We start from the raw sequence: 24003 nt of genomic DNA on the forward strand, positions 1-24003 counted from the left end.
CTCAATATTTAATGCAGGTCAGCACCGCGACATTGCGGGGCCGTGTTTCGTTTGCATCGCCAGCGGTGTATGTTGTTGATGTATGCGTACCGTGACCTGTAAAATCCGGGACTGGGGTTGTGCCGCTGCCGCTACTCGATCCGTACCAATTAAATGTATGGTTATGACTGGCGAAAGCGTCGCTTTGTGCAGACCCGAATGTTCTTCCTGCATCCACACCACGGCCATTATCAAACCCACGGATGAATTCGCCGCGCAAATCCGGAATGTTGAACGTTGAAGTGCCGTCTCCATCCCCGAAAACGGTCCCGATAGCTGAGAACAGATCACTGTAGGTGGATCGTGAGAGGGCTGATCCGTCACATTCTAACCACCCGTCAGGACTGTTACTTCCGGCAAAATATGCGATGCATCCAGCAGGACTGCTTTTGAACGTTGCAACGGTGTCCTGCAAATTGCTGATAGCTGAATTTACCGTAGTCAGATCAGTCAAGGCCGCGACAGACGCCGCCGTTGCTGTCCCTGTTGCGCCGTTTTCAAGTTGTAAAAGCAGCGGGGTGGTTCCTGAGATTTCGTCAATCAGAGCCGTTTCAGGTCGGTCCAACTTGGCCGACACGAGGTCCGTTACGCCGAGATTGTGGCGTGCCGTTGCGGCGGTTGCCGCCCCCGTGCCGCCAGCGCTGATCGGGAGGATAGATGCTGCAGCCTGCGCAAGAGCGGTTTGCACATCCTGCAAGACCTGTGCGTCGGCTTGGTGCAGACCGTCAATCTCAGCATCAGACGTAAATCGCTTGTTGGCCGTCTCTGCAATCCGGTCAGGTGTAAACCCGCTTGCAAACTCTTCTGACAGAGCCGCCAACGCGGCTGATTTTTCGGCAAAGTCTTCGTTGATTGATTTCACCAGCGCGTCAACGTCCAGCCGGTTGCCCGTTCTGAAGGCCTCGGCGATGATCTCGACTGCATCCAACCGCAAATCGAGATCCTTGAAGACCGCGCGCAGCTTGGCCAGCACATCGTCCTGCTCGCGCGGTCTGTAGTCTTTTTCGTATTTTCTCGTCATGGTGTCAGACCTTCAGATCACGCCGACTTGCGGGCGGCGGCCCATTCGACATGAAAGGGCACACGGTAATTGTTGGTGGTGCCATCGAGCCGGAATTTGACAGCATCCGGTGTCGAGCCGGAGACATTGAAGATCCACTCGATTTCAACAGCAGCTTCTTGATCCGGGCGCGCGGTTTCACGCCCGGTTACAGGCCGGATCGTCGTTGAGGACGCCGCTGTTTCGGTTGCAAATCCGTCTCCGGATAGCACTTTGGGCACCAGCGTGTGACGGGCTGCATCAAAGGCTCCGACGACGGCGCGCAGAGTGATCTCACTGGCCTCTTCTCCGATTGCCCAGTCCGCGCCGATCCAGGTGAGCGTGTCTTTGGCACGTGACAGGCGAATGCGGCTGTCACCCATCTCGATGATCGGCATGCCCCATTCCGTGCCGGTTACAACGACACGGGCGTCATAGTATGTGGTGACACCATCAATGAAACCGTCCGCCGAGGTTTGCGCTGACAAGGCATTCCAGCTGCCATTGACGTTGATCTCATAAACGACATTGGCCGCCGACGGGATCAGCATCGGAGCGAGCAGATCAATGCTGTCAATGCCTCCGGTCAATTGCCAGCCGTTGAGCCGGATCGGCATTTGTGTGATGTCGAACGAACAGAAGTCGACGCCCATCACCAGGTCTTGTGTCAGGTCGCCGTCAAAATACACGCCATCCGTTGTGGTGAACAGATTGCCGCCAAGGAAGGCTGCTCCGTCGGCCGTGGCCACATAAACGTCTCCGGTGACGAAATACATCACGGCGAATGGACGTGCCTTGCTGCCCGAGCCTGCCAGGGGGTCAGCAAGCGAGGTTTGTCGAAGGGGAAGTTGGTGCGGGCGAGTCAGGTGGCAAAGTCGCTGGCCTGTTTTGTGACCGAGGCCAGTGTGCGGCTCGGGTCTGGCGTGCCGTCGCTGCGACATTCGACCAGCGCCGCCGTGATCGCTGCCCCTTGGCCCCACGACTTGATACCGAAGCCAGGTGCGCGGCGTCCAGCGTTCCTGGTGTACGAGGAAGGATTGGGCCTTGACGACGCCAGAGATGGTCTCTTCGTTTGTGACATACTTATCGTATGGCACTTCGATCGTGTCGGTCCAGAACTGCTGGAGACGAACCAATTGATGAAGAACGCTCCCGGAGCCGCCGCCAATAACAGCGGCAGCTTTGTAGGTGTCACCATTGGATGCTGTAAAGATCCCGGCGATGGGATCATATTTACCAGAGTGCCAGAACGACGAGTTGTTGCAGATCGAGAACGCTGTGCCGTAGCGAATGCGGGTTCGGCTTTCGGTCAGATGTTCCAGTGTGATCGACTGAACCGACAAGCCGCCAAGCGCCATTTCCCCCGACGCTTCGGTGACCGCGATGCCGTCGACGATCGTATATTTCGGACAGATCAATCCAGCCGAAGCGTGCATCAGGTTCGGGTCATTGGGATTGTAGAGGGACAGGGCAAATTCATTGACGCCATTGTAGCCGAAGCGGATGCCTTCCTCGACCCGTGCATCAAAATCGACATTGCCGATATCGGTTTCATTGGTGTCGAGAAACCGATCCGCCCAATAGGGTGAGCCATCGTCACCGATGTCGAGCTGATCCTTGATCAGCGCCATATCAACCGTCAGGGAACTGATCATGCCTTTCGATGCAGCCCCCAGAAGCTGCGCCTTGATGCCGGCCTGATCGGCGCGCAAGCCTTCGATGTTCTGGTTCATGATCGCCAGCATCTGCTGAATGGTTGCCTGCTGCGCCACCACTTCTTCCAGGCGCTTTGCGCGGGTATCGGTGCGCATGGTGATGGTCTGGATCCCTGAGGTGCCGATCAGCACTTCCGCCACGGCGACGGATCCGACAGGGGCCACCGGGGCAACGGGCTTGGCGGCCTCGATGCCCGGCACGATCGTCAGGATCGCCTTGCGGTTCTTGGTGCGGTAGTCATCCTCGACCGTCTGCTGCGTGCCGGCATCCGGGTTTTGGGCGTCGATGGGCCGCTCATAGTAGCGGTTTTCCAGATCGTCGGAGACTTCCTGTCCTGGGCTGCAACCAGACAGATGACGGACTGGCCTGCGGTGGTCGGCACATAGCCTGCCACGGATCGCTCTTGTTGTGTTTCCGAGGCATACATCCGACCTGCCTCATAAACACGGCCGGGCGCGATCTGCACGGTCACCGTGTCCGACTGGCTGACCATCATGCCGGCGTAAACGATAGACGTTTGCAGCAGATCGGCTCCCAGATATTCAAACCCGGCTTGCGGATAGGTTCCCAGCCGCTCGAAATCGACTTCAGAAACCCCTTGGCTCTCCTGGACAACAACACGTTTGAACATGTCAAATACTCCGTCTTTCGCCGAACGTCGTTCCGGCGGTGATGTGTCTGATGTCGGCAAAGGTCAGCCGACGTGTCGAATTGATTGCGATTGCATTGGTGTCCCGCGCAGCACTTGCCATCTGAATGGCCTGCATCCAGCGGGTTACCAGTGGTTCACTCCGCGCGGCGATGCGGCGGCCCGGCAGGAAGCGGCTGCGCGGCATCTGCCGCGACCAGCCCACGGTCCAGGCAGCGCTGAAAGGTTTGCGTGTCACCCGACTTGTGCCGACGACATTGAGGGGCACATGGGCCGAGATCCGACCCGCCTTGGCTGAATATTTCAGCGACGTGTAGCCTTGCGTGATCGCCACAGGGGCCACGATACGCTGGCCGCCCCGGCGCGCTGGGGTAAAGAGGGCTTCAAAGCCGTTTTGAAGCTGGCGTGAGGCGGCGATGAAGGCCTGTGTGTCGCCAGTGGTCGCAACCGGACGCACATAGGAGGCATCAGACGTCACGGGATGAATGGCAAGAACACGTTCGCCCAGATCATTGACCCCCATGCAGGCGCAGGCGGTCACCGCGCCCGGCGACAAGCATCGCCTTGCGTGTGATCGGAAAGGTGATCTTTTCCATCAGGCCATCCGGGCGAAGGGTCAGCGACTGGCTCTGGCCATCTTTGAGCAGAACAGCATGGCGCGACAGGCGGGCATCGGCACGGGCGATGAGATTGATGCCGGCAAAGCGATGTGCTCGACCTGATCGCAGCACCGGCACGGCATCGTAAATGCGGATTTCGGGCAAACGATCACGCCACCGTTGCTCTTCGCCCGCGTCTGGCCGTCTGTCACAGAAAAAACCATGACGCGGCAGATTGGTGCTCACCAGATGTGCATCAAGATAGGACAACGCCATGCGCACACCGGCTGGTGTGGTCTTGCGCCGGTGATAGAGGCGGGCATCGGCCACCACTTGACGTTGACGCCATACCGGTCAGGTTTCGTCCCAGATGTCGACGGAGAATGCCCACGCCAGCAATGGCAGATCGGCGTGCGGGCACGTCATCGGATCCCACAAGGTAGACAGCACCGGCGTCGAGGCCAACACGCCGTCCAGGCGCTGCGCATTCACGAGGCCCAATGAGCGCTCATAGACATCGGAATTGCTCGGCAGGTCCGAGAGGATGCGCGGCGAGGTCATGGCAGTACCTCAGTCGACACCTGAATGCGGGTGACAAAATATGCCGTCTCCTGCGCTTTGATCAGGTCTTGTGTCGGTGCATTGACGGCAACGGTGACAACGGGCCCGACATGGGCAGCGGCGGCGATGGCTTCCCGGTACTGGCTGTCATGGATGATGTGCAGACGATCTGCCAGTTTCTGCAATTCGGTTCTGGCAAGGGCGGCAACGGTGGTCGGGTCCGGTCCGCGCTTCAGGTACAGCGTCACGTCCCATGTGACAGGCACCACATTGGCCGACAGCACCGTCAATACGTCGGTGGACTGTTGCCCGTCCTCAATTCGGAAAGCCTCGATAATGCGGCTGAGCACGTCCGGGGCGACCGTGCCATCTCCGATGCGTCCAAGCACCCGCAGTTCAACGCGGCCATTTCCGCGTGTGATGGGATAGACGTGTTTGATGTCTTCGGCAAAGGCGGTTCGGACCTTATAGACGTAGCCCCCCGGCGTCAGTCCCATGTCGGCCAGTGCTTCTGGCGCAAGCTGGGCGCGCGCCCGGTAAGCGCTGTCGCTTTCAAGGATCGCAGGCGTGCTGTCGGTGGCCGCACGGATCACCTGGCGCGTGGCCCGGTGATAGGTGGTCGCCAGATGGTCCAGGTCTGTCCCGGTGGCCTGCAGCCAGGCGCAGGCTTTTTGCTGCATCATTGATGGTTTGCAGGATCAGCGCCTCCGACACGCCGAAGGTTTCACTGGCAATCGTCGCCGGTTCATATTCCAGATCCAGCGTGTCGATGTCGGGCAGAGCCGGATTGGCCGCGCTGGCGGTGGCCCAAAGGGCGCGAAACAGGCTCTTGCGCGCAGCGATGATGGCCTCGCGATCCACATCGACAAGGGGCGAGGCTGCGAGGGTCGACAGGTCCAGAGTGTCAGCGGTGGTGCTCATGAGAGCTCCGTCACTTGGCTGGTCTGCTGGCCAGACAGTTGGCCGGACAGTTGGAAAGAGCGCTGTTCGGCGATCGAGAAATCACCCAGGTGTCCGCGCGGATAGTAGACGCCATTCAGGATGAAGCCGAAGCGACCTGCGCGGCCATAGTCGATCATCTCAATTGTCTGCAGTGAAAAGCCCGGTTCGCCTGCATCCGGATCGTTGAGGGCTTCTGCGACGGCGGCAAAGGTCTGGAAGATGGTCAGCGCGGAGGCGTTGGCGTCCTGCAAGTCAGGCACGTTCGATCCCAGGTGACGGCGGGCCGGCCGACTTGCAAACCGGGTGGTCAGCAGTTTGCCGATCGACTGGACACAATGGTCCCAACCGGTCAGCAACTGTCCTGTCTGTGCATTCAGTCCCGCCCGCATGGTCAATCACCGGTCTTTTGGTCAGGCGCGACATCCTTGACCGCGCGTGTGGTTTTCACGGTCGGCTTCAGCGGCTCGATTTCGCCCAGGATGAGGGGATAGCGCGCTTGCTCGACGCTCAGGCGCAAGGTCTTTCCGGCCCCCGGCGAGCGGGATCCGGCGACAAACCGTCCGGCGGTCTTGGTAACGGTGAAATCGATCTTGTCAGGCATTGGGGCAGTCCTCAGGTTGGCGTTCCGGTCAGGGCACCACCAAGGTGTGACGCCCGAATGCTTGTGGGTTGCGCCGATGTTGCGGCCGTTGTGGGTCAGCGTGTCGGATGCAAGGGCAATGTCGGACGCCTTGAAAGACAGCGCGTCGCCGGTCAATTCGACCGATGTGTCGCCGCGCTCGATGCGGCAGCGACCATTGCTGGCAATCGAAATCCGGCATCCGGCATAGGTCAAAACCAGTTCCTCATTGCCGCTTGCCGGATTGGGGGCGGCCTCGGTATGGCTGTCGCGCATAGCCAGCGACCCTGGGCCCATTTCCCCGTTGGGCGAAAGCAGCCGCATCGGATCTCCCACAGCAACCGGCATGTGACTGCCAGTCGCACCGGCCATGTCCTGCAACTGCACCCAGGGGCTGAGAAAAGGTTTGCCGGTGCGTGCATCTTGCGGCCCCAGTTCAAGGCGCACCAGATTGCCTTTGATCTGGGCGACGTGGCCCGTCAGGATCATGGAGGCCTGACGGCGGCTGATGTCCTCGATGCGGGCACTCAGGGCCATTAGAGCGCGGGTCATGTCGTTGCTCATGCGTCATCTCCCTGCGTGTCGATCAAGACATCGTTGATGTAGACGTCGGGCGGCACGATCTGCGCGTCGTTGAAAAGACCGTCTCCCAGGTGGCGGAGATCCTGTGTCCACTCGACGGCGATGATGGCTGTTGCCCGTCGCTTGATGTCGCCCGCCACAACGGGTGTGATGCGGGCCGCCCGTGGTCCTGACAAACGCGTCAAGCCGAACAGCTGTGCTGCCGTGAGATCGGAGACAATGACTTCTGCGATGTTCCAGGCGGTTTCATCGTGGCGCTGGCCGTTGGTGATGACGAAAGCGGCGCAGGAAAGGGTTGCCGTCTTCCGGTCTGCGGCCTCTTGCGTGCAGTCAGCCTTCAGCACGGCAACGCGCACTGACGGAGTCTTGACGATGATGCTGTCCAGCGCCTCGATGTCGAACCGGCCGAACTGAATATCGCAGCTCTTCAGCTCTGGCAGCAGCGCCTGAATGTGAGAGGTTACGGCAGTGCGGAAGAGGTTGATGCGTCCGGTCATTGCAGCAACCCTTGCAAGCCATCCTCGACCATGTCGACGATTTCGCGGCGGTTGTCGAGGGACAGGCCGAGATACGGCCGTGCCGGGATCGTGACGCTTTGCACAAGCCGGAACTGTCCGGCAATACGGAACGCCAGCGCCTTGGCAGTGCGGGGTTTGATCGTGCCGCCCTGCTGATGAATGCGGGCATAGACCAGCGCCGATCCAACCTGCACTTTTTCGGGACTTGCGGCATAATCGATTGACCGGGTCAGGGCACCGTCCTGAAAAAGGATGGATGTCCCCGCCGCATTGGGTTTCCACGGCGTTCCGTCCGGGGCAGTCTTCTCGTCTGTGATGCGGCGACGGGTCTGCTCCTGGACAAGACGACCGATGCTGTCGGCCAGCTCCGTCATTGGCGCATCGGCGATGCGGTTGATCTGCAAGAGCGCACTGGTCAGCGCCTGGTCCTGCACGTTAAACGAAATGCCGCCCATCAGTAACTCCTGCGGGTAAAGACGCGGGGCTGCGCATAAAATGCTGCCCCATCACCTGAGGCATTCTCATCGTGCGACACGGCAGGTTCATCTGCCCCGAGGCCCGCGCGCCCGTCGGCAATTCGCTGGAGGAGTTTGACGGCATCCTCGTACCGCTCACGGATTGTCTGGGTCAGCGTGGCGTGTCGATTGGCCAGTGTGTAAATGGCAATGTTGATAGCGGGCATACGCAGGTCCTGGTGGAGAGACCTTCAACGGCAGCTCATAACGCGCCGACAGATGCGTGTCGATTTCGGTACTGGCTGCATCCAGCGCGGTCGCTGCTGCGGCCTCGGGATCGCTGTCCTCATCAATCAGGCTGAGCAGAAACTCAGTCCCGTAAAGCGCATCGATGTCGGTCTTCGTCGCATAGGCCATTGTGGTCTCTGTTCGTTCGAGAGAGGGAGCGGCCGGTCGGTCGCCCCCTGAAATCACCAGATCGTCCGGGCGCGGACGTCAGAAGACGTCGAGGGTTTTCAATTCGGCAGAGATCGTCTCGGACAGATCGTCTGGCAGATGATCGCCGATCTCGTAACGAGTGCCGGCATAGTCGACACGTTGCATCACCTTCGGACCGAGGACAGGTGACTTTGGCGGCTCCACCTGTTCCGATGTCGTCTGAGGGACCTGTGTCTGAAGAGCCTGTGTTTGCGGCTCGTTCCCAGGGGCGGCTTCCGGATCGATGACCTCCGGCTTTTCCCGGGTGTCAGATGCCTTGGGTGTGGTGCGCTTCGTGGTCATGTCGCTTGCTCCCGGATCAGATGGGGTTCTTGATCAGATAGCCGAGGCTCTTGGCGACACAGAGTTCGCGCACCCGCTCGCCAACGCGGACCCTTTCGCCCCCTTGCAAGCCAATATCTGGATCCGGAATGGAGCCGGAGATCCGCGTGCCGAGTTCTGCGGTGAAGCCCCAGGTCATGATCGCGTCATTGGCAGCCTGCTTTGTCACGTTGACGTAGCGCAGCGAGATGAAGTTGCCCCAGGCGCGATCCAGAGACACGGTCTGCCCCTTGGCGGCGGTGTTGATCCAGGCTTCGCCGAGCAGGAAGTTTTCCAGGTCGATCTCGAACAGATCACAGAACTGCTGTTTGGTGATCGCACCATCTTCGGTCAGACCGCCCTTGCTGGCCTTGATCAAACGCGGGTGGCGCTTGAGCCGATCCCAGACCGGGCGGGCCATCGTGATCTGGTTCGGGCGATAGATGAGCGTGCTGCTCATGCCTTCGTCGATCACGCCATAGGGATCTGAAGCGTCGAAGTCGGAGAACTTGGATCCGCCAGCCAGCACAATCTGACGGCTGGCATCGTAGTTGTTGCTGTCCTGAACAACGGCTGCCACGCGGACTTCGCGGTCATTGTCGAGCTGATCGGTCAGGCCTTCAACGGCAGCGGCACGTGGATCATATGCGGACCGCTTTTCGGCCCGCAGTCGAGCCGCTTCATCGACGTCCGACTGCGGGATCGGACTGTCATAGCCATAATCCTTGGTCGAACTATCAGCTTCTTCAGCTCCGAAGGTCAATTGCTGGACACGCCCCAGCCGGCCGACTTCGCTGTCGGAGGTGTTGAACGCCTTTTCCAGAGGGAAGACGTTGTATTTGAAGGTCTCACCGCCAACCGCCACACCCGGTAAGGCGCGGGCGGCGATGCGGGCGGCGGCCGGATTGCGATAAGCAATGGAAACGGCGGTCAGGGATGGGTCAACGGGGAACGGGCGCGGAGCCATGGGGCGATCCTCTAAAAAAGGGCGGTCGATCAGGCGGAGGCACCGGTGATGACACCGGGCGCAACGCGATAAGAGATGACGTCGTCGGCATCGCCGTCTTCTTCGGCAAAGCCGATGATGCGGACGGTGTCGCCGCTGTCGGGCGCAGCCAGAACAGCCTTGGCATTGGCGTCGCTGGTCAGCGGATCGCCATTGGCAACGGTGCCGCCCAGGCGCACATCGAGACAGACCGGCCAGCGTGATGTCAGCCATGCCGCCATCACTTGAGCCGGTATCGCCGACCGCACCGATCAGTTTGTCACCCGGCCCGCTGGCGAGCACAGCGGCCCGTGTCCCGGCGACGGAGGCCGCAATGAGATGCGCCGCAATGCCCGTGGCAGTGCGATAGGACATGGTCAACAACGGGATCATGCCGTTTTCTCCTTCAGTTCAGCGATGGCTTCCATCGTGGAAATGCTGCGCCCCAACTTGGCCTGGTCGTCCTTGTAGGTGCGGGCGGCGGCCGCGAGCTGCACCGGATCCACCGGCTTGTCCTCGCCGGTCCCCGGATCGGCCCGGCGCGCGTCGAGATCGCTCGGCTTCAGAATGACCGGCAGGGTGGCTGCCAGTTCGCGGAATTGACCCAGCCCGCCGTCGGCCTTGCACATTTTCTCGTAGGTGAGGCGGCTTGCCGGTGCGATCTTGCCTTCGGCCACGGCGGTGTCGAGCACCGATGCGATCTCGCGCTCCATGTTCTGCGTGGTCAGCTCTGCGACCTGGGCTTTCAGGGTTTCAAGCTCACTCTTGGCCGATTGCTCGGCCGCGATGACCTTGGTCTTTTCGTCAGACAGGCCTGCAATCGCGGCTGGCACATCGGTCATTGCCGTGACATTCAGCGCCGTCAGCACGGCCGCACTGTCTTTCTTTTGCGCCTCGATGGCCGCCAGAACGGCGGTCGCGTCGGCGCTTTCCCCGAGGCCGAGAGCCTGGGCAATCTTGTTCAGATCCATTTGATCCTCGTTGATGTCTGGGTTTTGAAGATGCTGGGCCCGTGCAAGGGCAGGCATGGCGATGGCTGGCCGGTTGACCAGAGCCGCGCCGGCGACTGACAGGATCTCGCCCGCCTCATTGGCGTAAAATTCAGGAGAAATGAAACGGTATTCGCGGGCGCTGATCAGCTGACGCGCCCGATCTGTCCAATCGACAGCGGCGAACAGGCCTTTGCCTGCGCGCCATTCCATGTTGGTGATCCAACCGGCAGCCGGTGCGATGTCGCCAGCCGGAGCCTTGTGGTACTGGGCATGCTCGTAGTCGATGACCAGCGCGCCATCGTTGGCCTGGAACGCGGCAATGATGGCGTCGGGATTGGTCAGCTGCCAGCTGCGGCCGTCACGGGCCTGAATGTGTGGCCCGGCCGGAAACAGCATGATCCACTTCGGGGCTGTCTGGTCGCCGGCAAGCTGGGTGCCGAAATAGGCTGTTGCGGTGCTCTTGGTCATGCGGCAAGATTGCCGTGTTGCTCCAAAGCAAAAGAGCCTGACACTGTCAGGCTCCTGCATCTTCCGGGGTGTCAGTGCGTCACCGCACCTTTCACGCCCTCTTCATATCAAATTTGAAGCCCCTTCAAAGCCCGTGGAGCGTTTTTTATCGCCTCCGGCAGGGATTGTGGCTGAAAGGCCTCTCTGTGGCGCTGTGAGGGGCTTATTGAAATCGCCGCTCTTGATCTCTTCTGAACAGATGTCAAAGCTTTGCCGGAGTTTCTGTCCGGTTCAGGCGATCAACTGATCCTTCAAACGAAAGCCAAGCAGTGGCCAGATCTTCTCGCGGGCGTTTTCCTTTGCGTATTTGCGACCAAGCGCCTCATCGAAGTTTTGAGGCGAAGCACAGGCGCTTTCGCCCGTAACGGTGAAGCCATTCCGGAGGGTCAGGCAGCAGACTGTGAGGCAAGAGCCCGTAAAGACGTGGAAGTCAGCGCTGACGATCTCTGCATCCAGCATATCAGGCGTGATACGTGGCGCGATCAGCCCTTTGGTCTGGATTTCGGTTTCAATCTCTGTCTCGTTGCGGGTCATGTGATCACCTTGTCCTATGTGCTGCTTGCAGGGATGTGGTCGGTTTGGCATACTCAGTGTCAGGCGCGAGCCAGGTTCTCTCAGGACGGGTTTGCCGTATCTGCGAGGGAGTGCCGCCCCTCCGCGCCGATGTCACTCAATCAGTTTTCCTGTCTTGCGGGCCCGTGCGATGGCCCGGCGGGCGTCTGTCTCGCTCTTGCGATGGAAGCTGGTCAGATACCATTCCTCGCCATCGCCGACCGCCTTCAGCACAACCCGCCACCACTGACCGTTGCTGATGCCGAGCAATACGGCAGAACCGGCCTGTTTGGCCTGAATGGCTGCGGCCGGATCCGCTGCCACGCTCAGGGCATGGCGCAGATCATCCGGATCAAGTGCCCGGTCCGGATTATCGTGCAGGATGTGCCCGACACTGTCTGCCGACAGCCGCACCGGCACGGCCTTGACCTTCAGTCGCTCGGCCACTCTGACCGGTGCCGGTGCGACAGGCAGCCAGCCCTTCGGCATGTGTCCGTCAACCAGCGCCTTCAGGAGACGGGAGCCGACAAGATCCTTGATCGCGATGGCCTGTCTCTGCTGCGGCATGGCGGCAATGTGGTCGCTCAGGAAAGTGCTGATATTCCGGGCACGATTCCTGCCGGGGTTTTGTGCCCAGCCGGGGTCAATCCCCTCGGGCACCTGCTCGCGGGCTCCGGTTCTCTTGTTCGTCCAGGGGCGGGTGCGGATTTCCGGCGCAGCCTGACCGTCCTTCCATCCCAGGCTGATGGCTTCGCGGCGTGTGATCTGACGGGCAGAACACTCGCAACCCCAGCCATTGGGCGGGTAATGCGTGTTCCACCAAGGCATCATCGACCGGCAGCACCACGTCGACAAATTGCAGATGTTCCTGCCGTGGTTCACGCGCCGCCGTGCGTTGATAGCGCAGGAAGGGCAGAAAGCGCTTGGTGCGCTGTGTGCGCTCCCATTCTCCCGCCGCGTAGGCGGTGCGGGTGTTGGCCCAGTAGATTGTTCGCAGGCGGCGTGGGCTGCCGAGCTGGACAGGTGCCAGGTCTCCATCTGCGGGATCTGTTGCCAGTGCCTGTCCCCACCATCCTTTTTTCTGCAGAATGGGTGTCAAGGACTTTGAGAAGGTTTCGAAGGGCACCTGGTCGCGAATGGCCACCGTCAGTTCATCGCGGATGTCATCGAGAATGTCATAGCCCGCTGACTTGGCAACGGTGAAGGTGAAGGCATGTTCGCTTGGCGCTATGTCACGCCAGTCAAACGTCGGTTTGGTGCCTTTGGCATCGAAATAGCGCGTGACCTCGGCCGGGGCCTGGGTGAAGAGATCATCCGCCATTGCGGCTGTCCTCAGGCAGGTCCCCCAGACCGCGTGCGATCATCGTCAGCTTCGCCAATCGCTCCGCCAGCGGCCCCGCATCCATGTGCGCAATCATCTCGTCCAGACCCGCTGCGATCTCGTCATAGGACGCGGCCTTTTCAAACAGGCTTTGAAGCGGCTTCACAAGCGGTTCGAGATCATCTTGCCAGTCTGCGAGTGCATCCGCTGCAATCTGGTCCAGTTCCGTGCCCTGGGCCGCTGCAGTGTGGTGGCCACCACACTGCGGACAAGGCGTCTTGGAGGCGAGCCGCGTTGGCCGTTGCAGGGCTCTTGCCTGATCCGTCGCGATGGTCTGGCTTGGCGAGGTCAGCAGTTCATCCGTGTCGTCGGGTGTGTCGAGCCCGATCTTGCTGCGCACGCTGCTCATGGACACCTTGAGCCCCAGAGGCACAAGCCGCTCGACGGACTGGGTCAGCGTCTCGATGTCTTCCGGTTCGACAATTGGCCAATAGACATTTGGATAGCGCTCTTGCGGGCCAAAGTTGAGGTCGACAAACGGTCTGATGAGATCTCGGTTTGTTGTTGCCGACAATTGGCGGGCATCGGCCCGCGCAATATCCTGTCGAACCTGCTCATGCACTTCGGCCTGCGCCATCGACGATCCGTCGTCAGATGTCATCGTCTGCCCAAGCACACCCTTTGAAATCTGCTTGTCGAGGTACTCTGCCTTGGCTTCAAAGACTGCATTGCCACTGCCGCCCTTGGCTTCGATGAATTCAATGTCCATTTCGCGCGGGATGATGGCGGCGGCATCGGCGGAGAGATCGCGCACGGCGCGCAACAGTATGCGTTTTTCGTCCTGACTGGCATTTTTCGAATAGCGGCCAACGCGCAACGGCATTCCGAAGACTTCCAGAAAGGCCATCCAGTCTTTCAGCGTATAGGACTTGAACAGGAAGGCCCAACTTGCTAGGCGCGCCAGTCCGCCGCGCACCGGCAGGCCGGATTTGAGCTTTGGCCGATGGATTGAAAACTGAAAGGGCGGCAGGTCCAGTCCTTCCAAATCACCGGATGTCTTCAGGCGCACTGTCTGCCCGTCGGTCCGGTCAATGACGAAATGCCGCTGGTCGCGCCACTTGTAGCTTCTCGGCCACCATTCGCGGGCGGAAAAGTCCCAAATGGTTTCGACAATCGAAAAGCCTTTGCCAAGCGCATCCAGCAAATCCAGCACATAGGTGTCGATGAACTCCGGTTGTTCGATCAGCTCGCGCACCGCATCTGCGATTGTCTCATCGCGCGCCGCGTCGCTTGCCGCCTTGACGATCGGTGTGATGCCGGTCAGGGCCATCTTTCGTGTTTGCAACACAGACGCATAGTGCAGATCGCGTTCTTCCATCTCGACCGCCAGCGCAATGTAGCGATCATGATACCCGTGCGCCGCCTGTTCCAGCAGATAGGCAAGGCCGTGCGGCGTCAGGCCAGCCGTGATGGTTTCCTGCCAGACAGAGCGCATACCAAACAGTTCGGGAGCCGCAAATTCCTGTTTCAGGGATGCGGTTGACACAGGCCGGCCAAGGCTGTCGAGAATGGGCATCAGATCAATCCTTCGCTGATTGCCGGCAGAAACGGATTGCCCGGGCGGTTTTCAAAAAGCGCATCCTGGCTGACATCGAGATCACGCGCAGAAGTGTAGTCGATGATCTCGATGTCGCTGCGCGTGGCGAAGAAAGCCAGCGCTCCGGCAATCGCACCATCGCCATGGCGATCAAAGCCGTCGGTGCCTTTCAGCCGGTGATTGTCCGGCACCTTCACATAGCCGTTGACATAAGCCAGCGCCTGATGATCCGTGAGCACGTCTTCATGGGCGGGCAGGATGATCGTCTTGTCCGCAAAGGCTTCCAGGTATGCTGGCATTTCTGTCTTGTACCAGGCATCAGACAGCTGCACTTCCATGACATTGGAGCCATAGCGCTGCGCGGCCTTCTCGGCGATATAGGCCCCGTTGCCGCGCGCATCGAGCGCACCACCGGACAGGCGCGGCAAGCGGTCGACGATGTAGAACAGGATTTCGCGCTGTTGATCGAAAGGCACATTGCGCAGCTCGACCTGAATTTTGGATCTGCGGATCAGGTCGCGGCCCAACTCCAGGGCCAGAATGACGGTTGCATCGCCTTTGCGGGCAAAGTCTTCGCCAAAATAATGCGCCCGGCGACTGTCGAGCGTATCGAGAACGGGGCGCACTTCGCGCTTGCAGAAGTCTGATGCAGCTTTCGTTCGCACGTCATCCGGAGCGTTTTTGAAGTCATCGTCACAATGCCAGCGAATGACTGGAATGCCTTGCTGCTGACATGCCTCAATCTGCACGCGGCTTAAAGCAGCTCCTTCGGCGTCTGCCGGGATGGCGTCGAGCTCCTGGCGCATCTGCGCCTTGCGAACACCATAGCTGGCCCGGATCTGATCTTCCCAGTCCCGTTCATTGTCCGGCGTCCAGTCAACGCCTTTGATATAGCACACGCGGCGATAAAGACCGTTGCGGATCGCCGTTTCAAACGGGATCTCATGCACGGCAAACGGGATCTTTCCGGCCCGCGCTTCCCGGATCAGCTCGTTGAAAGGCGAGAGGGTGCCATTGTGAGAGGAGATAACGCGCACCTTGCCACCCCAGATCAGCAATGCATTCACCGCGTCGAGCACTTCGCGGACATCTTTATGGAACGCTGCTTCGTCGATGACGACAACACCTTGCAGACCCCGGATGTTTTCCGGACGCGATGACAGGGCCTCGACGCGAAAGCCGGAGGCAAAGCGCACCACATAGGTGGCGATCTCGCGGGTGCGCCCATCGGCCTGCTGATCCAGAAAGACACCGTCTTCAATCGAGGTGATCTCGCTGGCCACCGTGCGCGCGAAATGTGCCACATAACCGATGAACTCGCGGCCTTTGTCGCGAGTATCGCCAATGTAAAAGACATTCTGGCCACCGGCTGAGCGTTTGGCGGCGGCAATCAGAGTATCGTCCAGGGCTTCGGCAAAGGTTATGCCGGTGCGCCGCCCTTTGGCGCAGGCCTTCAGGTCGCTTTGGTCGGCAATCCAGCCGGCCTGATGGAGCATCAAGACGCCATCTGCCAGAGGATCGAGATCGTCCGGCAAATCAGACCCGCGCGGCAGGTCTGCTGGTAAGGCGTGAGGATCGCGTGGTAAAACGGGATCCTGCCAGGCACCGCGGGGGATCTCGGGGCTATCGCTCATGCGTCACCTGGCGTGGTCTTGGGGCGCACACCAAGGAAGTCGCGGCGCAACTGTGCAATCGTGTCGGGAGACAGACCCTTTTCGTTGGCCACCCGGTCGATGGCGGCCGTGGCCTTGGTTTCAAATTCCTGTTCGATGGTCCTGCGGCGCTTTGTCGAGACGTTCTGTGCCAGGGTTGCCGAGCGCAGCGCGTCGGCCAGCGCTTTAGCGCCCTTGGGATCAATGCCTGCTTCACCAGAGGCCGTCAGCAGTTCGAAGACCAGCGTCTTGATGGTCTCGGCCGCAATCAGCGTCAGATCGTCAGAGCTTTCGGCATCCATGCGATCTGAGATGGTGGCTGCGATCTCGCGTGTTTGCTCCAGCCGCCGGGTCATGAGGGCCAATTTGAGCGAATATCTGTTGAAGGCAGTGAAGGAGGGAAGATCAAAATCGATCCCGTGTTCGCCCTGGATGGCGATCAGCTTGGTTCGAAATTCCGGATAGATGTCCGTTTGCGTCCGGTCGCGGTCGGCCAGTTCGCGCGCGGCCCAGGCGACGATTTCGTCGCATTCCTCGGGCAACAGATCAATCTTGGAAAGACGTCCGCGTCCTCGGGCCATGCTCAACGCTCCAGCGACGGACGGGCGACCCCATCCAGTTGAGCGCGCCTGTCGACATGGTCGAGGCCGGGTGCCTTGAGCGTGGCAATCAGCACGGATCCGGCTTCGTTCAAACGCACCGCTCCGAGATCTTCCAGAGTGCGTAACTGTGTGCGCACCCATTGCCGTGTTCGGTTGTGACCGAAGGTTTCCAGAACGCGCTGCAAAATGGTCTCATTCAGTGTGTTGTGGGTCTGCGCTGCAAGCTCTTTCAGAATGATGAGCCTTGCGTCCTCGGTCAGGTATTCGTTGAAATCGCTCATCACAGCTTGCCCTTCAGCAGATAGTCTTCGACGCGGTGTACGGTTCTGGAAATCCCGCCCATGTGTTCTTCAAGACGTCCGATAACGCCGCTCAGATTGGCCAGAGACAGTTTCACTTCCATCAGGGCTTCAGCATCCGGAAGGTGTTCCATGTCGGCCTCGATCTTGTCGATGCGATGAACCAGCGCTGCATTCTGTTCGATCGTCCGTTGTGACAAGGCCTTCAGTTCGCGTGTGTTGTCATTGGCACGCTTGCTCATCCAGACATAGGCCGCGGTGCCGGCAGAGCTGAACGCTGACAGGATGGCCAGCCAGTCCTTGATTGTTCCGAGCTCCATCATCGGTGTTGGCTCTCCTGTTCATGGTCTTTCTGGCAGGGCAGGCAGCGGATTGCGGCATAGCGGTCGCGGCGCAGATCGCTGATTGGCTCGCCGCATGCACAGACCGACCTGCCTTTGCGGGTCAGCGACTGGCAAACAGCGACGACGCCGTCGCAGCGTTCGCGTTCACTGCGGGCAGCAGCCATGGTCGAAATCTCGTTCATTCATCATTGCGGCTCTCATGACTGGCAGCGGAGACGGCGGCAACCCGACGCTCTTCGCAGGTGCGCAGGGACGAGCGGTCCTGAGACCAGAAGCGTGTGGTCTCGCCTTCGCTCAAGCCTCGGTCTGGCAACCGCACCGGCTTGGCGCAGGGCGTCGTGGCCTCGGCTGGCAACTGAATTTCCACCCGCGCCGTGCGCACGACCGGGCGATCACTGGCGGTTGAGCAAGCGGACGCGATCGCGCTTGAGGCCACCGCAACCATCATCCGGAAGCGCTGCATTCTCTTTCTCCAACTCTGCGAGTTTCTGCTCGGCGGACTGTATCTGGGCGGTGGCGTGTTGTTGCGCCTTGAGCGCCGCAGTGGTTTGAGCCGCTTTCCAGGCTTCAACCTGGGCATTGCTCTTTTCGAGCGCGGCCCGCCAATAGGCATCGCGTTCGGCGGTGGCATGCTGGCGGGCATCCCGCACCATCGCGTGCACTTGATAGGCCGCAAAGGCGGCAGATCCGCAGGCAAGCGCCAGCACCACGGCGCACACCAGTACCGGTCCGCCAAAGCGGCCGGCGAGCTTAATCAGCAAGGCGGTCATCTGACGTCCCCTGACACGTCGCGATCCCGTCCGCGCGCAGTTGCGGTGTCATCCGGGGTGTCCGTATATGGTTCGCACAGTGCCTCGTGGCGGGGCATGCGCCGGTCGTTGCGGGACGGGCGTCCGGCAAGCGTTGCCATGTCGACGGTGCCGAACCCCCGATGAATGCCCAGCATCGCGGCGATCAGAATGACCATGGATGGCAAGGCGATGCGCGCCATTTCCACGGCGTTGTCTTCGCCAAGCAAAGCCCCCAGGACGAGCGCGAGAATGACCAGCCATGCAAGCGAGGCAGAGATCCATAATGCGCGTTTCGACGTGGTATAGTGCGGCTTTTCCATGATCAGCACCCCGCTTTTGCCATGGGCAGCGGTCGTGATCGGACCGGCAATGCCGTCGGGATTGAGCCCATTGGATCTCTGAAAGGCTTTGACAGAGGCTTCCGTGGCTGGTCCGAAGGTGCCGTCAATGGCTCCGATCTGGAAGCCGAGGTCTGCCAGGCGTGATTGCAAACGAGCAACGGCTTCGCTTTGCAGGCCCCGATGCAACACAGGCCCCTCAAAGCGGATTGCAACGTTTCTACCCATGAGGCCGGCGATGACGTCCTTCGCGACGGCAAGCTTGTCAGAGCGATCTTTCAGGCCGTTGGTGCCGCCGTTAATCTCATGCGTGATGGCATAAATGTTGTCGGCATCGGCCAGCCGGTTGAGGTTGTGAACGGTCCAGAACCAGATGGCCGAGAGACTGGCCCAGGGGCTTCGGTCAGCAGACTTGGATGAGCTTCAAAGTCCGGAGCGTTGGCCTCATGATGAGATCTGACCCAGACCGTGAAGGCCCGGTAGTTGCTGCGCCCTGTGCACTGGATCGGGCCACGGCCGCGAAACCGGCGACCGTCACCGGGCTCTGTGTTGCCCAGATCTTTCCGGCCTTCATATGCCGAGCCGGAGGCGTATTCGGTCAGTGTCTGAAAGCTGTCGCTCTCATGGGCAAGCTGGGCAAGGAAGTGTGCCGAGGCGCAAACTGGTCGAGATCCGGGCGCGATCCAGCAGAGAGCCAACGCGTTGACAAAGAGTGTCGGTGACAGTGCGCGTTTCGGCGGAGTTGACACGGCCGATCAGGCGCAACACGTGCGGGGTGATTTCGTCTGTCAGGCTGGGCATGGTCACTCCGGGTCTCTTGACCGTTTCGATGGAGTGAGTATGCTTTGTCAGACCTTCCGGTTAGCAGCCTGACACTGTCAGGGCCATCAGTTTTGGGGCTTGGTTTCGTCCAGCAGCCCGGTGATGTTTGCCCCCTCTTTCCCGTAACCCGAAATCCCGATCCAGCAAAAGGCATCCTGGCTGATGAAGCTTGGCTGCGAGTTTTTGACCCGCTGATATGCGTCGTCAAACTGGCGCAGCTTTTCCGGATCATTAAAAAATTCGGCCCGGATATGGTTTCTGTGAATAGCCTTGGCGAGAACCGCCTCATTCACTGACAACGTGTCGCAGAGATCGGCGAAAGCAGAGGCATCGCCCAGGATCTCGAAAAAGACACCGGGTGTGTATCTCATGTTGGAAGCAGCCCAGGCTGCGTGCGTCGAAATGATGATCAGAGATCCGGCGAGGAGGGCAATCAGGCGAGACATGTGGCAATCCTTGAATGAACCCGGAAACCCTAACAGCATCTTTTCGGCGTTGCCATGACAATAATCAGAACAGGTTGCCCTGATCGTCGCTGCCGGTCTTCCGCTTGCGGGCTCGGGCGCGGTAGGCCGAGCGCACATGCATGCCTGCAGCCTGTGCCGCGTCCGGGGCGGTCATGCCAGCATCGAGAGCACGGGACAGACGCTGGCGCTGAGCTGTAAAGCGCGCGAGTGGAATGAGCAGGCGCAGCCCCGTCTCGCCCACCCGGAAATGGGTGCAGATCTTGTCGGCAGCGTCATGACCGACCAACTCATAAAGCCAATGCCCCGGACCGGAATGTGCCGGAATGTAAACCACACGGCCGCCTTGCGCCCGTGCAACATCCCATGCCGCATCCATACCGGCAACTTCTGCGATTTCTGCGAGCACGTCGGGCAGCATGGTCATGGTGATCTCCGCTTGAGCTGCAATTCCGTTTTCAATAGATCGGACGTCACTGTCATCAGCCGGTCTTCCAGACGCCAGCGTCTGTGACTTCCCGGTTTTGTGGTTTGAAGGCCTTTCAACAGCGCGTTACGCTGTGCCTGAAGGGTCTTCAAATCCTGTCGTATATCGGTGACATCAAAGAGCGGGCCGAGCGATCGGGCTCTGTCGATGTTCACCGGGCGGGTCATTTTGTCTCGTGCCCGGTTCTGTAATCCCGCGACGGCCAGCCCTTCTTCACGCAGGTCACCACCGTGTCCTGCTGAAGCACAAACTTGACACCTTCGCTGATCACCCCGCTTGCCCCAAACCGCACACCGTCCACCACGGCGGCTGCGATCTGCTTGCGGATGGCCTCGATGTCGACGCCGTGTCGCCGCTCAATGTAGCGCAACACCGCATGATCCGTGACACAGACGATCGTCAGTCCTGTCTCTTTCATGACCGCCGCCCTTCATTCTGCGCGCGACGGATCCGCTCCCCCAACGCATTGGACACCTTTTGCCACTCCGCCTGTCCAAGCAGGGCAAGACTGGCTTGCTGCCGGGGGCTGCAATTGCCGCGACAGCCTCATCAAAACCTCGTCTGTCGGGATAAAGTGATGCGCCCGGTGTCAGGATCTGCCATTGCGCCCAGGCAACTTTGGCGATGTCACGGGCAAGCCAATCGTGACCGTTGGTGTTTCCGAACGTGACGCCACCCTCTCGGTGCAGGATGGCCTTCAGCGCTTCAATGGCTTTCCGGGCATCGGCAGGGTCATGGCAGAAGCGCACAGCATCGACGCCTGTCTGGCGTTTGACAAAGGCTTCCAGAGCGTTGTCATCCTTGTTGCGGAACACGCCGAGGTTCCAGCCGGCGATCCACAGCGCCTGCAATTTTGTGGCAAAGCGGCCCGTTAGTTTTGCGCGACCATTCGGACGCCGCGTGCGCGGCTTTGGCTGAAACCCGTCTGAGCGAAAGACGGTCAGCACCTGTTGCCGTTGTGCTTCGCTCATGTCTTTTGCCGACGTCTTGCCCGTGATCTTGGCCAGTTTGGCGCGGTAGGTTTCTTCATCCAGGCCGAGCTGTTTGCGGGCCACATGAATGGCAGCGAGAGAGGACGTCATGCTGCTGCTCCTTCCAGTCGTTTCGCCTCTGCCGTAAGCAGGCGGCTTTGAACCACTGAGCCTGTTGGGCAGGGCGTACTGAATGAAATGCTGTTCTGCTGGGTCGAAACAACGAAGGTTGCGCCACACTTGAACCGCCTGGATGACCCGGTTGCGCTGATCTCGCTGTGATCCGCACCACAGACGGGACAACGGGAAAGCACAAGCAGGCGCGCATAAAGACTGGCGTTGTTCATTTGCTTGACCTCACGCCTTTGCCAGATCGATGGTAATTGCCCGCCACGGGCCGTTCGGTGTGTCGCGCTCGTAAAAGCGCACATAGCTGCGGCTGCCAACCACCCGGATGGCTTCCCGAATGGCGGTCATGGCGCGGATCCAGCGCTCGTCGGTGATCTCCAGACGTAGCAGCATGAAGATCTCTGCCTTGTTGATCTGGCCGCTTTTGTCGGTGTTGAAGGCGCGGGTGACGATGGCCCGGATTTCCGGGCGTGCGTCGGCAGACCATTCGTTGAGGCATTCATCCAGCAGCTCCTTGGCGATCTGCAATTGCGGTCCGAACTCGATGGTGTCGGCCACCTGGACCTGCACCTTCAGACAGCCGTCGAAACTCAGGAAGGTCTTGTTGCCTTTCGAACCACCTTTGCTGACGCCGTATTCCTGCGCCATAAGGCTTTCCAATGCGCCGAGATCTTCAAAGGTATGCCCCTTGAAGCGGGCGATCTGGTCCGAGAGTTCACGGGCAAAGAACATGATCTTGCGCACCGTCTCATCTTCCAGCGCATCTTGTGCTTTCACCAGTTCGGCCGGAACAAGCGCTCCCTTGGCATCCTTCATGTAGACCGCTTTTTCCATCTCGACTTGAGAGGCCTTCAATGCAATCTGAAGGCGGTCTTTCTGGGCGTCCGGTGTGGTCTGCATATCCATGGGTCAATGTCCTGTTTCAGGCGGCGCAGAAGCGCCTTTGTTGAGGGCGAGGGAAAGGGCGCGGTGAGATTGGTTCATGCAGCCCCATCAGGCGTGTGAGCGCGGGGTGGCCGGCGTTTCGGGTCAAATACAACCACCTTTCCGGTGATCAGGTCTGAGGGGCCGATCAACGCCTGCAGGCGGTCTGTTGGTCAGCTGGCGGGGTTCCTGATCCAGCGCCATCGCATGACAGTCGTCGAGAGCCTTCTCGAAAAGATCGGCAACCTTGCGCGGCAGCAAGATGCTGCCGTCCTTGCGTCTGGCCTGACGGTAGGTGTTGCAAAGCACACGAAGATGGGTGGTCAACATTAGACGTCCTCCCGGGATGAACGGAACATGGCGCGGCCAAAGGTTGGGCGAAGCACGTTGTCGTCTTGAGTGTCTGGTTGCAGGTGGGCGGTGGTCTGGCGGGCAGTGGTCTGACGGGCGAACTCGCCCACCTGACGTCCGGCTTCGAGCATGCGAAAACTTTGCAGCTCCAGTTCCTGCGCCTGGGCTAGATCGCCAAGCGCCCCAAGCATGTCGGCGAGTTGGGTCACATCGGTTCTGGACAGGCCGTCGCTTTCACGAACCGAGGTGGCCAGATGTGCCAGTTCGGTGGAAAGACGTGTCATGCCATGTCCTCCACGTCCCGGTTCTGCCAGTACCTGACGGATGTGGTCGAGCGTGACGGTCTCCCGACCACCACCGACTGCGAGCATGGTCGCAAGCTTCATGGTCTTGTCGATCTGCCCAAGGGCACCGCCCTTGAGGCCAATGCCCGTCAGCAGTTTTGCTGCTTCCGGATCGGTCACACCCCAACTGGCGATATATGCGGCCAGATCATCCTGACGTGGCTTGTGGCGCTTGAGCCGCTTGCCGATCCGTCGCTTCAACTGCGCGTAGCTAGGACCATCATTCTTCTTGGTGAACCGGGCGTAGATTTCCTCGTTGCCGACCAGGGCCACACCACAACCATGGTTGTCGACAAAGTGGCGCAGCTGATTGACTGCATCATCGACGAGGTTCTGAGCTTCATCGACGATCAGCAGCGTGTTGCCGCCGTTGCTTTCCAGGCGCTGGCCGATGGCATCCACATACCGTGCGGGATTGTGTTGCTGGATGCCAAGCGCATGAACGAGCGTCACCAGCATGCCATGTACGGTCTTCGTGTGCGGGCTGATCGTCACCATGTGTACATGCGGTGTGGTGCGGGCGTAGTAGCGGCAGGCTTCCGTCTTGCCCAGCCCCGACGCCGCCGTGATGACAACAAGGTCCGGGCAGAGCTGTGACCACTGCAGGGTCTGCAGGATTTCTTCCGACATCTTCAAACGCAGGAAGCTCGGTCCGGCCGGAATGGTGGCCGCAAGCGAGGACTGATCCTCGACCGCATCCAGCCACTTTGCGATAATATCGTTCTGCCGGTCGAGCCGACCGGCATAGCTGCCGGAAAACCACTGCGAGAACGTACCACTGGCCATGTTGGACCGGCGCGCAACGTCTGCCTTTGTCCAGCCATTGCGCAGGGCGGCTTCGCGCACCCGGTCAATCAGGTTCCACCACGTTTCGACATCTTCAATTTCCCGTCCCGGAATAATCTCCGGCGCAGTTGCGGGGCGTGTCCAACCCGTTGTGGTTGCATTTGCACTTGTCGTGTTGAGGGTCATCATCTATAAAGGTTCCTGTTTCTATTTGGCGCTTGTCGCCAT

39 protein-coding genes are annotated in these 24003 nt (G+C 60.0%); all 39 read right to left on the bottom strand.

Features of this window, described 5'->3' with window-relative positions:
- Position 1: 1 nt before the first annotated feature.
- Complete coding sequence (locus AC0L7U_RS00235) at positions 2-1060, bottom strand: tail fiber protein (protein WP_473692859.1); 1059 nt, start codon at positions 1058-1060, stop codon at positions 2-4.
- A 17-nt stretch (positions 1061-1077) separates the two neighbouring features.
- On the bottom strand, positions 1078-2994 hold the full coding sequence (locus AC0L7U_RS00240) for a hypothetical protein (protein ID WP_473692861.1): 1917 nt from the start codon (positions 2992-2994) through the stop codon (positions 1078-1080).
- 5 nt (positions 2995-2999) lie between these two features.
- Positions 3000-3425, bottom strand: coding sequence for a hypothetical protein (locus AC0L7U_RS00245; RefSeq protein WP_473692862.1), 426 nt, complete (start codon positions 3423-3425; stop codon positions 3000-3002).
- 1 nt (position 3426) lies between these two features.
- A complete protein-coding gene (locus AC0L7U_RS00250; RefSeq protein WP_473692864.1) occupies positions 3427-3966 on the bottom strand; it encodes a hypothetical protein in 540 nt (179 codons plus the stop codon).
- Positions 3953-4375 carry a hypothetical protein gene (locus AC0L7U_RS00255; RefSeq protein ID WP_473692866.1) on the bottom strand — a complete coding sequence of 141 codons (423 nt, stop codon included), beginning with the start codon at positions 4373-4375 and terminating at the stop codon, positions 3953-3955. The genes AC0L7U_RS00250 and AC0L7U_RS00255 overlap by 14 nt, the downstream gene beginning before the upstream one ends.
- A gap of 21 nt (positions 4376-4396) precedes the next feature.
- Complete coding sequence (locus AC0L7U_RS00260; RefSeq protein WP_473692868.1) at positions 4397-4603, bottom strand: phage tail protein I; 207 nt, start codon at positions 4601-4603, stop codon at positions 4397-4399.
- The gene (locus AC0L7U_RS00265; protein ID WP_473692869.1) at positions 4600-5196 is read right to left on the bottom strand and encodes a hypothetical protein; all 597 of its coding nucleotides are present in this window, start codon (positions 5194-5196) and stop codon (positions 4600-4602) included. Before AC0L7U_RS00265 ends, AC0L7U_RS00260 begins: the two co-directional genes overlap by 4 nt.
- Entirely contained in the window at positions 5156-5524 is a 369-nt protein-coding gene (locus AC0L7U_RS00270) for a hypothetical protein (RefSeq protein ID WP_473692871.1), read from the bottom strand. Before AC0L7U_RS00270 ends, AC0L7U_RS00265 begins: the two co-directional genes overlap by 41 nt.
- The gene (locus AC0L7U_RS00275; RefSeq protein WP_473692873.1) at positions 5521-5934 is read right to left on the bottom strand and encodes a GPW/gp25 family protein; all 414 of its coding nucleotides are present in this window, start codon (positions 5932-5934) and stop codon (positions 5521-5523) included. The genes AC0L7U_RS00270 and AC0L7U_RS00275 overlap by 4 nt, the downstream gene beginning before the upstream one ends.
- A gap of 2 nt (positions 5935-5936) precedes the next feature.
- Positions 5937-6728: a hypothetical protein gene (locus AC0L7U_RS00280; RefSeq protein ID WP_473692875.1), complete on the bottom strand. Its 792-nt coding sequence runs from the start codon at positions 6726-6728 to the stop codon at positions 5937-5939.
- Complete coding sequence (locus tag AC0L7U_RS00285) at positions 6725-7243, bottom strand: hypothetical protein (RefSeq protein ID WP_473692877.1); 519 nt, start codon at positions 7241-7243, stop codon at positions 6725-6727. Before AC0L7U_RS00285 ends, AC0L7U_RS00280 begins: the two co-directional genes overlap by 4 nt.
- On the bottom strand, positions 7240-7719 hold the full coding sequence (locus AC0L7U_RS00290) for a phage virion morphogenesis protein (protein ID WP_473692879.1): 480 nt from the start codon (positions 7717-7719) through the stop codon (positions 7240-7242). Before AC0L7U_RS00290 ends, AC0L7U_RS00285 begins: the two co-directional genes overlap by 4 nt.
- A complete protein-coding gene (locus AC0L7U_RS00295; protein ID WP_473692881.1) occupies positions 7719-7946 on the bottom strand; it encodes a phage protein Gp36 family protein in 228 nt (75 codons plus the stop codon). Before AC0L7U_RS00295 ends, AC0L7U_RS00290 begins: the two co-directional genes overlap by 1 nt.
- Entirely contained in the window at positions 7876-8136 is a 261-nt protein-coding gene (locus AC0L7U_RS00300) for a phage protein Gp36 family protein (protein ID WP_473692882.1), read from the bottom strand. Before AC0L7U_RS00300 ends, AC0L7U_RS00295 begins: the two co-directional genes overlap by 71 nt.
- Positions 8137-8214: 78 nt before the next feature.
- Positions 8215-8499 (bottom strand): hypothetical protein, encoded by a 285-nt coding sequence (locus AC0L7U_RS00305; RefSeq protein WP_473692884.1) that lies wholly within the window; start codon positions 8497-8499, stop codon positions 8215-8217.
- A 16-nt stretch (positions 8500-8515) separates the two neighbouring features.
- Positions 8516-9484 carry a capsid protein gene (locus tag AC0L7U_RS00310; RefSeq protein ID WP_473692886.1) on the bottom strand — a complete coding sequence of 323 codons (969 nt, stop codon included), beginning with the start codon at positions 9482-9484 and terminating at the stop codon, positions 8516-8518.
- 29 nt (positions 9485-9513) lie between these two features.
- The gene (locus AC0L7U_RS00315) at positions 9514-9744 is read right to left on the bottom strand and encodes a hypothetical protein (protein WP_473692888.1); all 231 of its coding nucleotides are present in this window, start codon (positions 9742-9744) and stop codon (positions 9514-9516) included.
- Positions 9745-9891: 147 nt separating this feature from the next.
- Positions 9892-10890 carry a phage protease gene (locus tag AC0L7U_RS00320; RefSeq protein WP_473692890.1) on the bottom strand — a complete coding sequence of 333 codons (999 nt, stop codon included), beginning with the start codon at positions 10888-10890 and terminating at the stop codon, positions 9892-9894.
- A gap of 342 nt (positions 10891-11232) precedes the next feature.
- A complete protein-coding gene (locus tag AC0L7U_RS00325; RefSeq protein WP_473692891.1) occupies positions 11233-11535 on the bottom strand; it encodes a Gp49 family protein in 303 nt (100 codons plus the stop codon).
- A 132-nt stretch (positions 11536-11667) separates the two neighbouring features.
- Positions 11668-12213, bottom strand: a complete 546-nt coding sequence (locus AC0L7U_RS00330; protein ID WP_473692893.1) for a hypothetical protein — start codon at positions 12211-12213, stop codon at positions 11668-11670.
- Positions 12197-12874: a phage head morphogenesis protein gene (locus AC0L7U_RS00335; protein WP_473692896.1), complete on the bottom strand. Its 678-nt coding sequence runs from the start codon at positions 12872-12874 to the stop codon at positions 12197-12199. Before AC0L7U_RS00335 ends, AC0L7U_RS00330 begins: the two co-directional genes overlap by 17 nt.
- The gene (locus AC0L7U_RS00340) at positions 12864-14450 is read right to left on the bottom strand and encodes a DUF935 domain-containing protein (RefSeq protein WP_473692898.1); all 1587 of its coding nucleotides are present in this window, start codon (positions 14448-14450) and stop codon (positions 12864-12866) included. Before AC0L7U_RS00340 ends, AC0L7U_RS00335 begins: the two co-directional genes overlap by 11 nt.
- Positions 14450-16105: a hypothetical protein gene (locus AC0L7U_RS00345; RefSeq protein WP_473692900.1), complete on the bottom strand. Its 1656-nt coding sequence runs from the start codon at positions 16103-16105 to the stop codon at positions 14450-14452. The genes AC0L7U_RS00340 and AC0L7U_RS00345 overlap by 1 nt, the downstream gene beginning before the upstream one ends.
- On the bottom strand, positions 16102-16704 hold the full coding sequence (locus tag AC0L7U_RS00350) for a DUF3486 family protein (protein WP_473692902.1): 603 nt from the start codon (positions 16702-16704) through the stop codon (positions 16102-16104). Before AC0L7U_RS00350 ends, AC0L7U_RS00345 begins: the two co-directional genes overlap by 4 nt.
- Before the next feature lie 2 nt (positions 16705-16706).
- Positions 16707-17006 (bottom strand): VpaChn25_0724 family phage protein, encoded by a 300-nt coding sequence (locus AC0L7U_RS00355; protein WP_473692904.1) that lies wholly within the window; start codon positions 17004-17006, stop codon positions 16707-16709.
- Positions 17006-17347, bottom strand: coding sequence for a DUF2730 family protein (locus tag AC0L7U_RS00360; protein WP_473692906.1), 342 nt, complete (start codon positions 17345-17347; stop codon positions 17006-17008). Before AC0L7U_RS00360 ends, AC0L7U_RS00355 begins: the two co-directional genes overlap by 1 nt.
- Positions 17344-17550, bottom strand: coding sequence for a TraR/DksA C4-type zinc finger protein (locus tag AC0L7U_RS00365; RefSeq protein WP_473692908.1), 207 nt, complete (start codon positions 17548-17550; stop codon positions 17344-17346). The genes AC0L7U_RS00360 and AC0L7U_RS00365 overlap by 4 nt, the downstream gene beginning before the upstream one ends.
- Positions 17547-17831 carry a hypothetical protein gene (locus AC0L7U_RS00370; protein ID WP_473692910.1) on the bottom strand — a complete coding sequence of 95 codons (285 nt, stop codon included), beginning with the start codon at positions 17829-17831 and terminating at the stop codon, positions 17547-17549. Before AC0L7U_RS00370 ends, AC0L7U_RS00365 begins: the two co-directional genes overlap by 4 nt.
- Entirely contained in the window at positions 17761-18138 is a 378-nt protein-coding gene (locus AC0L7U_RS00375) for a hypothetical protein (RefSeq protein ID WP_473692912.1), read from the bottom strand. Before AC0L7U_RS00375 ends, AC0L7U_RS00370 begins: the two co-directional genes overlap by 71 nt.
- Positions 18135-18725 (bottom strand): peptidoglycan-binding domain-containing protein, encoded by a 591-nt coding sequence (locus AC0L7U_RS00380; protein ID WP_473692914.1) that lies wholly within the window; start codon positions 18723-18725, stop codon positions 18135-18137. Before AC0L7U_RS00380 ends, AC0L7U_RS00375 begins: the two co-directional genes overlap by 4 nt.
- A 393-nt stretch (positions 18726-19118) precedes the next feature.
- Positions 19119-19298: a hypothetical protein gene (locus tag AC0L7U_RS00385; RefSeq protein ID WP_473692916.1), complete on the bottom strand. Its 180-nt coding sequence runs from the start codon at positions 19296-19298 to the stop codon at positions 19119-19121.
- Positions 19299-19384: 86 nt separating this feature from the next.
- Positions 19385-19765 carry a hypothetical protein gene (locus AC0L7U_RS00390; protein WP_473692918.1) on the bottom strand — a complete coding sequence of 127 codons (381 nt, stop codon included), beginning with the start codon at positions 19763-19765 and terminating at the stop codon, positions 19385-19387.
- A gap of 64 nt (positions 19766-19829) precedes the next feature.
- Positions 19830-20210: a helix-turn-helix domain-containing protein gene (locus AC0L7U_RS00395; protein WP_473692920.1), complete on the bottom strand. Its 381-nt coding sequence runs from the start codon at positions 20208-20210 to the stop codon at positions 19830-19832.
- Positions 20207-20437 carry a hypothetical protein gene (locus AC0L7U_RS00400; RefSeq protein ID WP_473692922.1) on the bottom strand — a complete coding sequence of 77 codons (231 nt, stop codon included), beginning with the start codon at positions 20435-20437 and terminating at the stop codon, positions 20207-20209. Before AC0L7U_RS00400 ends, AC0L7U_RS00395 begins: the two co-directional genes overlap by 4 nt.
- Positions 20434-20643 carry a hypothetical protein gene (locus AC0L7U_RS00405; RefSeq protein ID WP_473692924.1) on the bottom strand — a complete coding sequence of 70 codons (210 nt, stop codon included), beginning with the start codon at positions 20641-20643 and terminating at the stop codon, positions 20434-20436. The genes AC0L7U_RS00400 and AC0L7U_RS00405 overlap by 4 nt, the downstream gene beginning before the upstream one ends.
- Complete coding sequence (locus AC0L7U_RS00410; RefSeq protein ID WP_473692926.1) at positions 20627-21352, bottom strand: gp16 family protein; 726 nt, start codon at positions 21350-21352, stop codon at positions 20627-20629. Before AC0L7U_RS00410 ends, AC0L7U_RS00405 begins: the two co-directional genes overlap by 17 nt.
- Positions 21353-21598: 246 nt before the next feature.
- A complete protein-coding gene (locus AC0L7U_RS00415; RefSeq protein ID WP_473695585.1) occupies positions 21599-22204 on the bottom strand; it encodes a DUF3164 family protein in 606 nt (201 codons plus the stop codon).
- 195 nt (positions 22205-22399) lie between these two features.
- On the bottom strand, positions 22400-22624 hold the full coding sequence (locus AC0L7U_RS00420; RefSeq protein ID WP_473692928.1) for a hypothetical protein: 225 nt from the start codon (positions 22622-22624) through the stop codon (positions 22400-22402).
- A complete protein-coding gene (locus tag AC0L7U_RS00425) occupies positions 22624-23964 on the bottom strand; it encodes an AAA family ATPase (RefSeq protein ID WP_473692930.1) in 1341 nt (446 codons plus the stop codon). Before AC0L7U_RS00425 ends, AC0L7U_RS00420 begins: the two co-directional genes overlap by 1 nt.
- Between the last annotated feature and the right edge of the window lie 39 nt (positions 23965-24003).

This window comes from Roseibium sp. 10G30-5 (assembly GCF_055809635.1).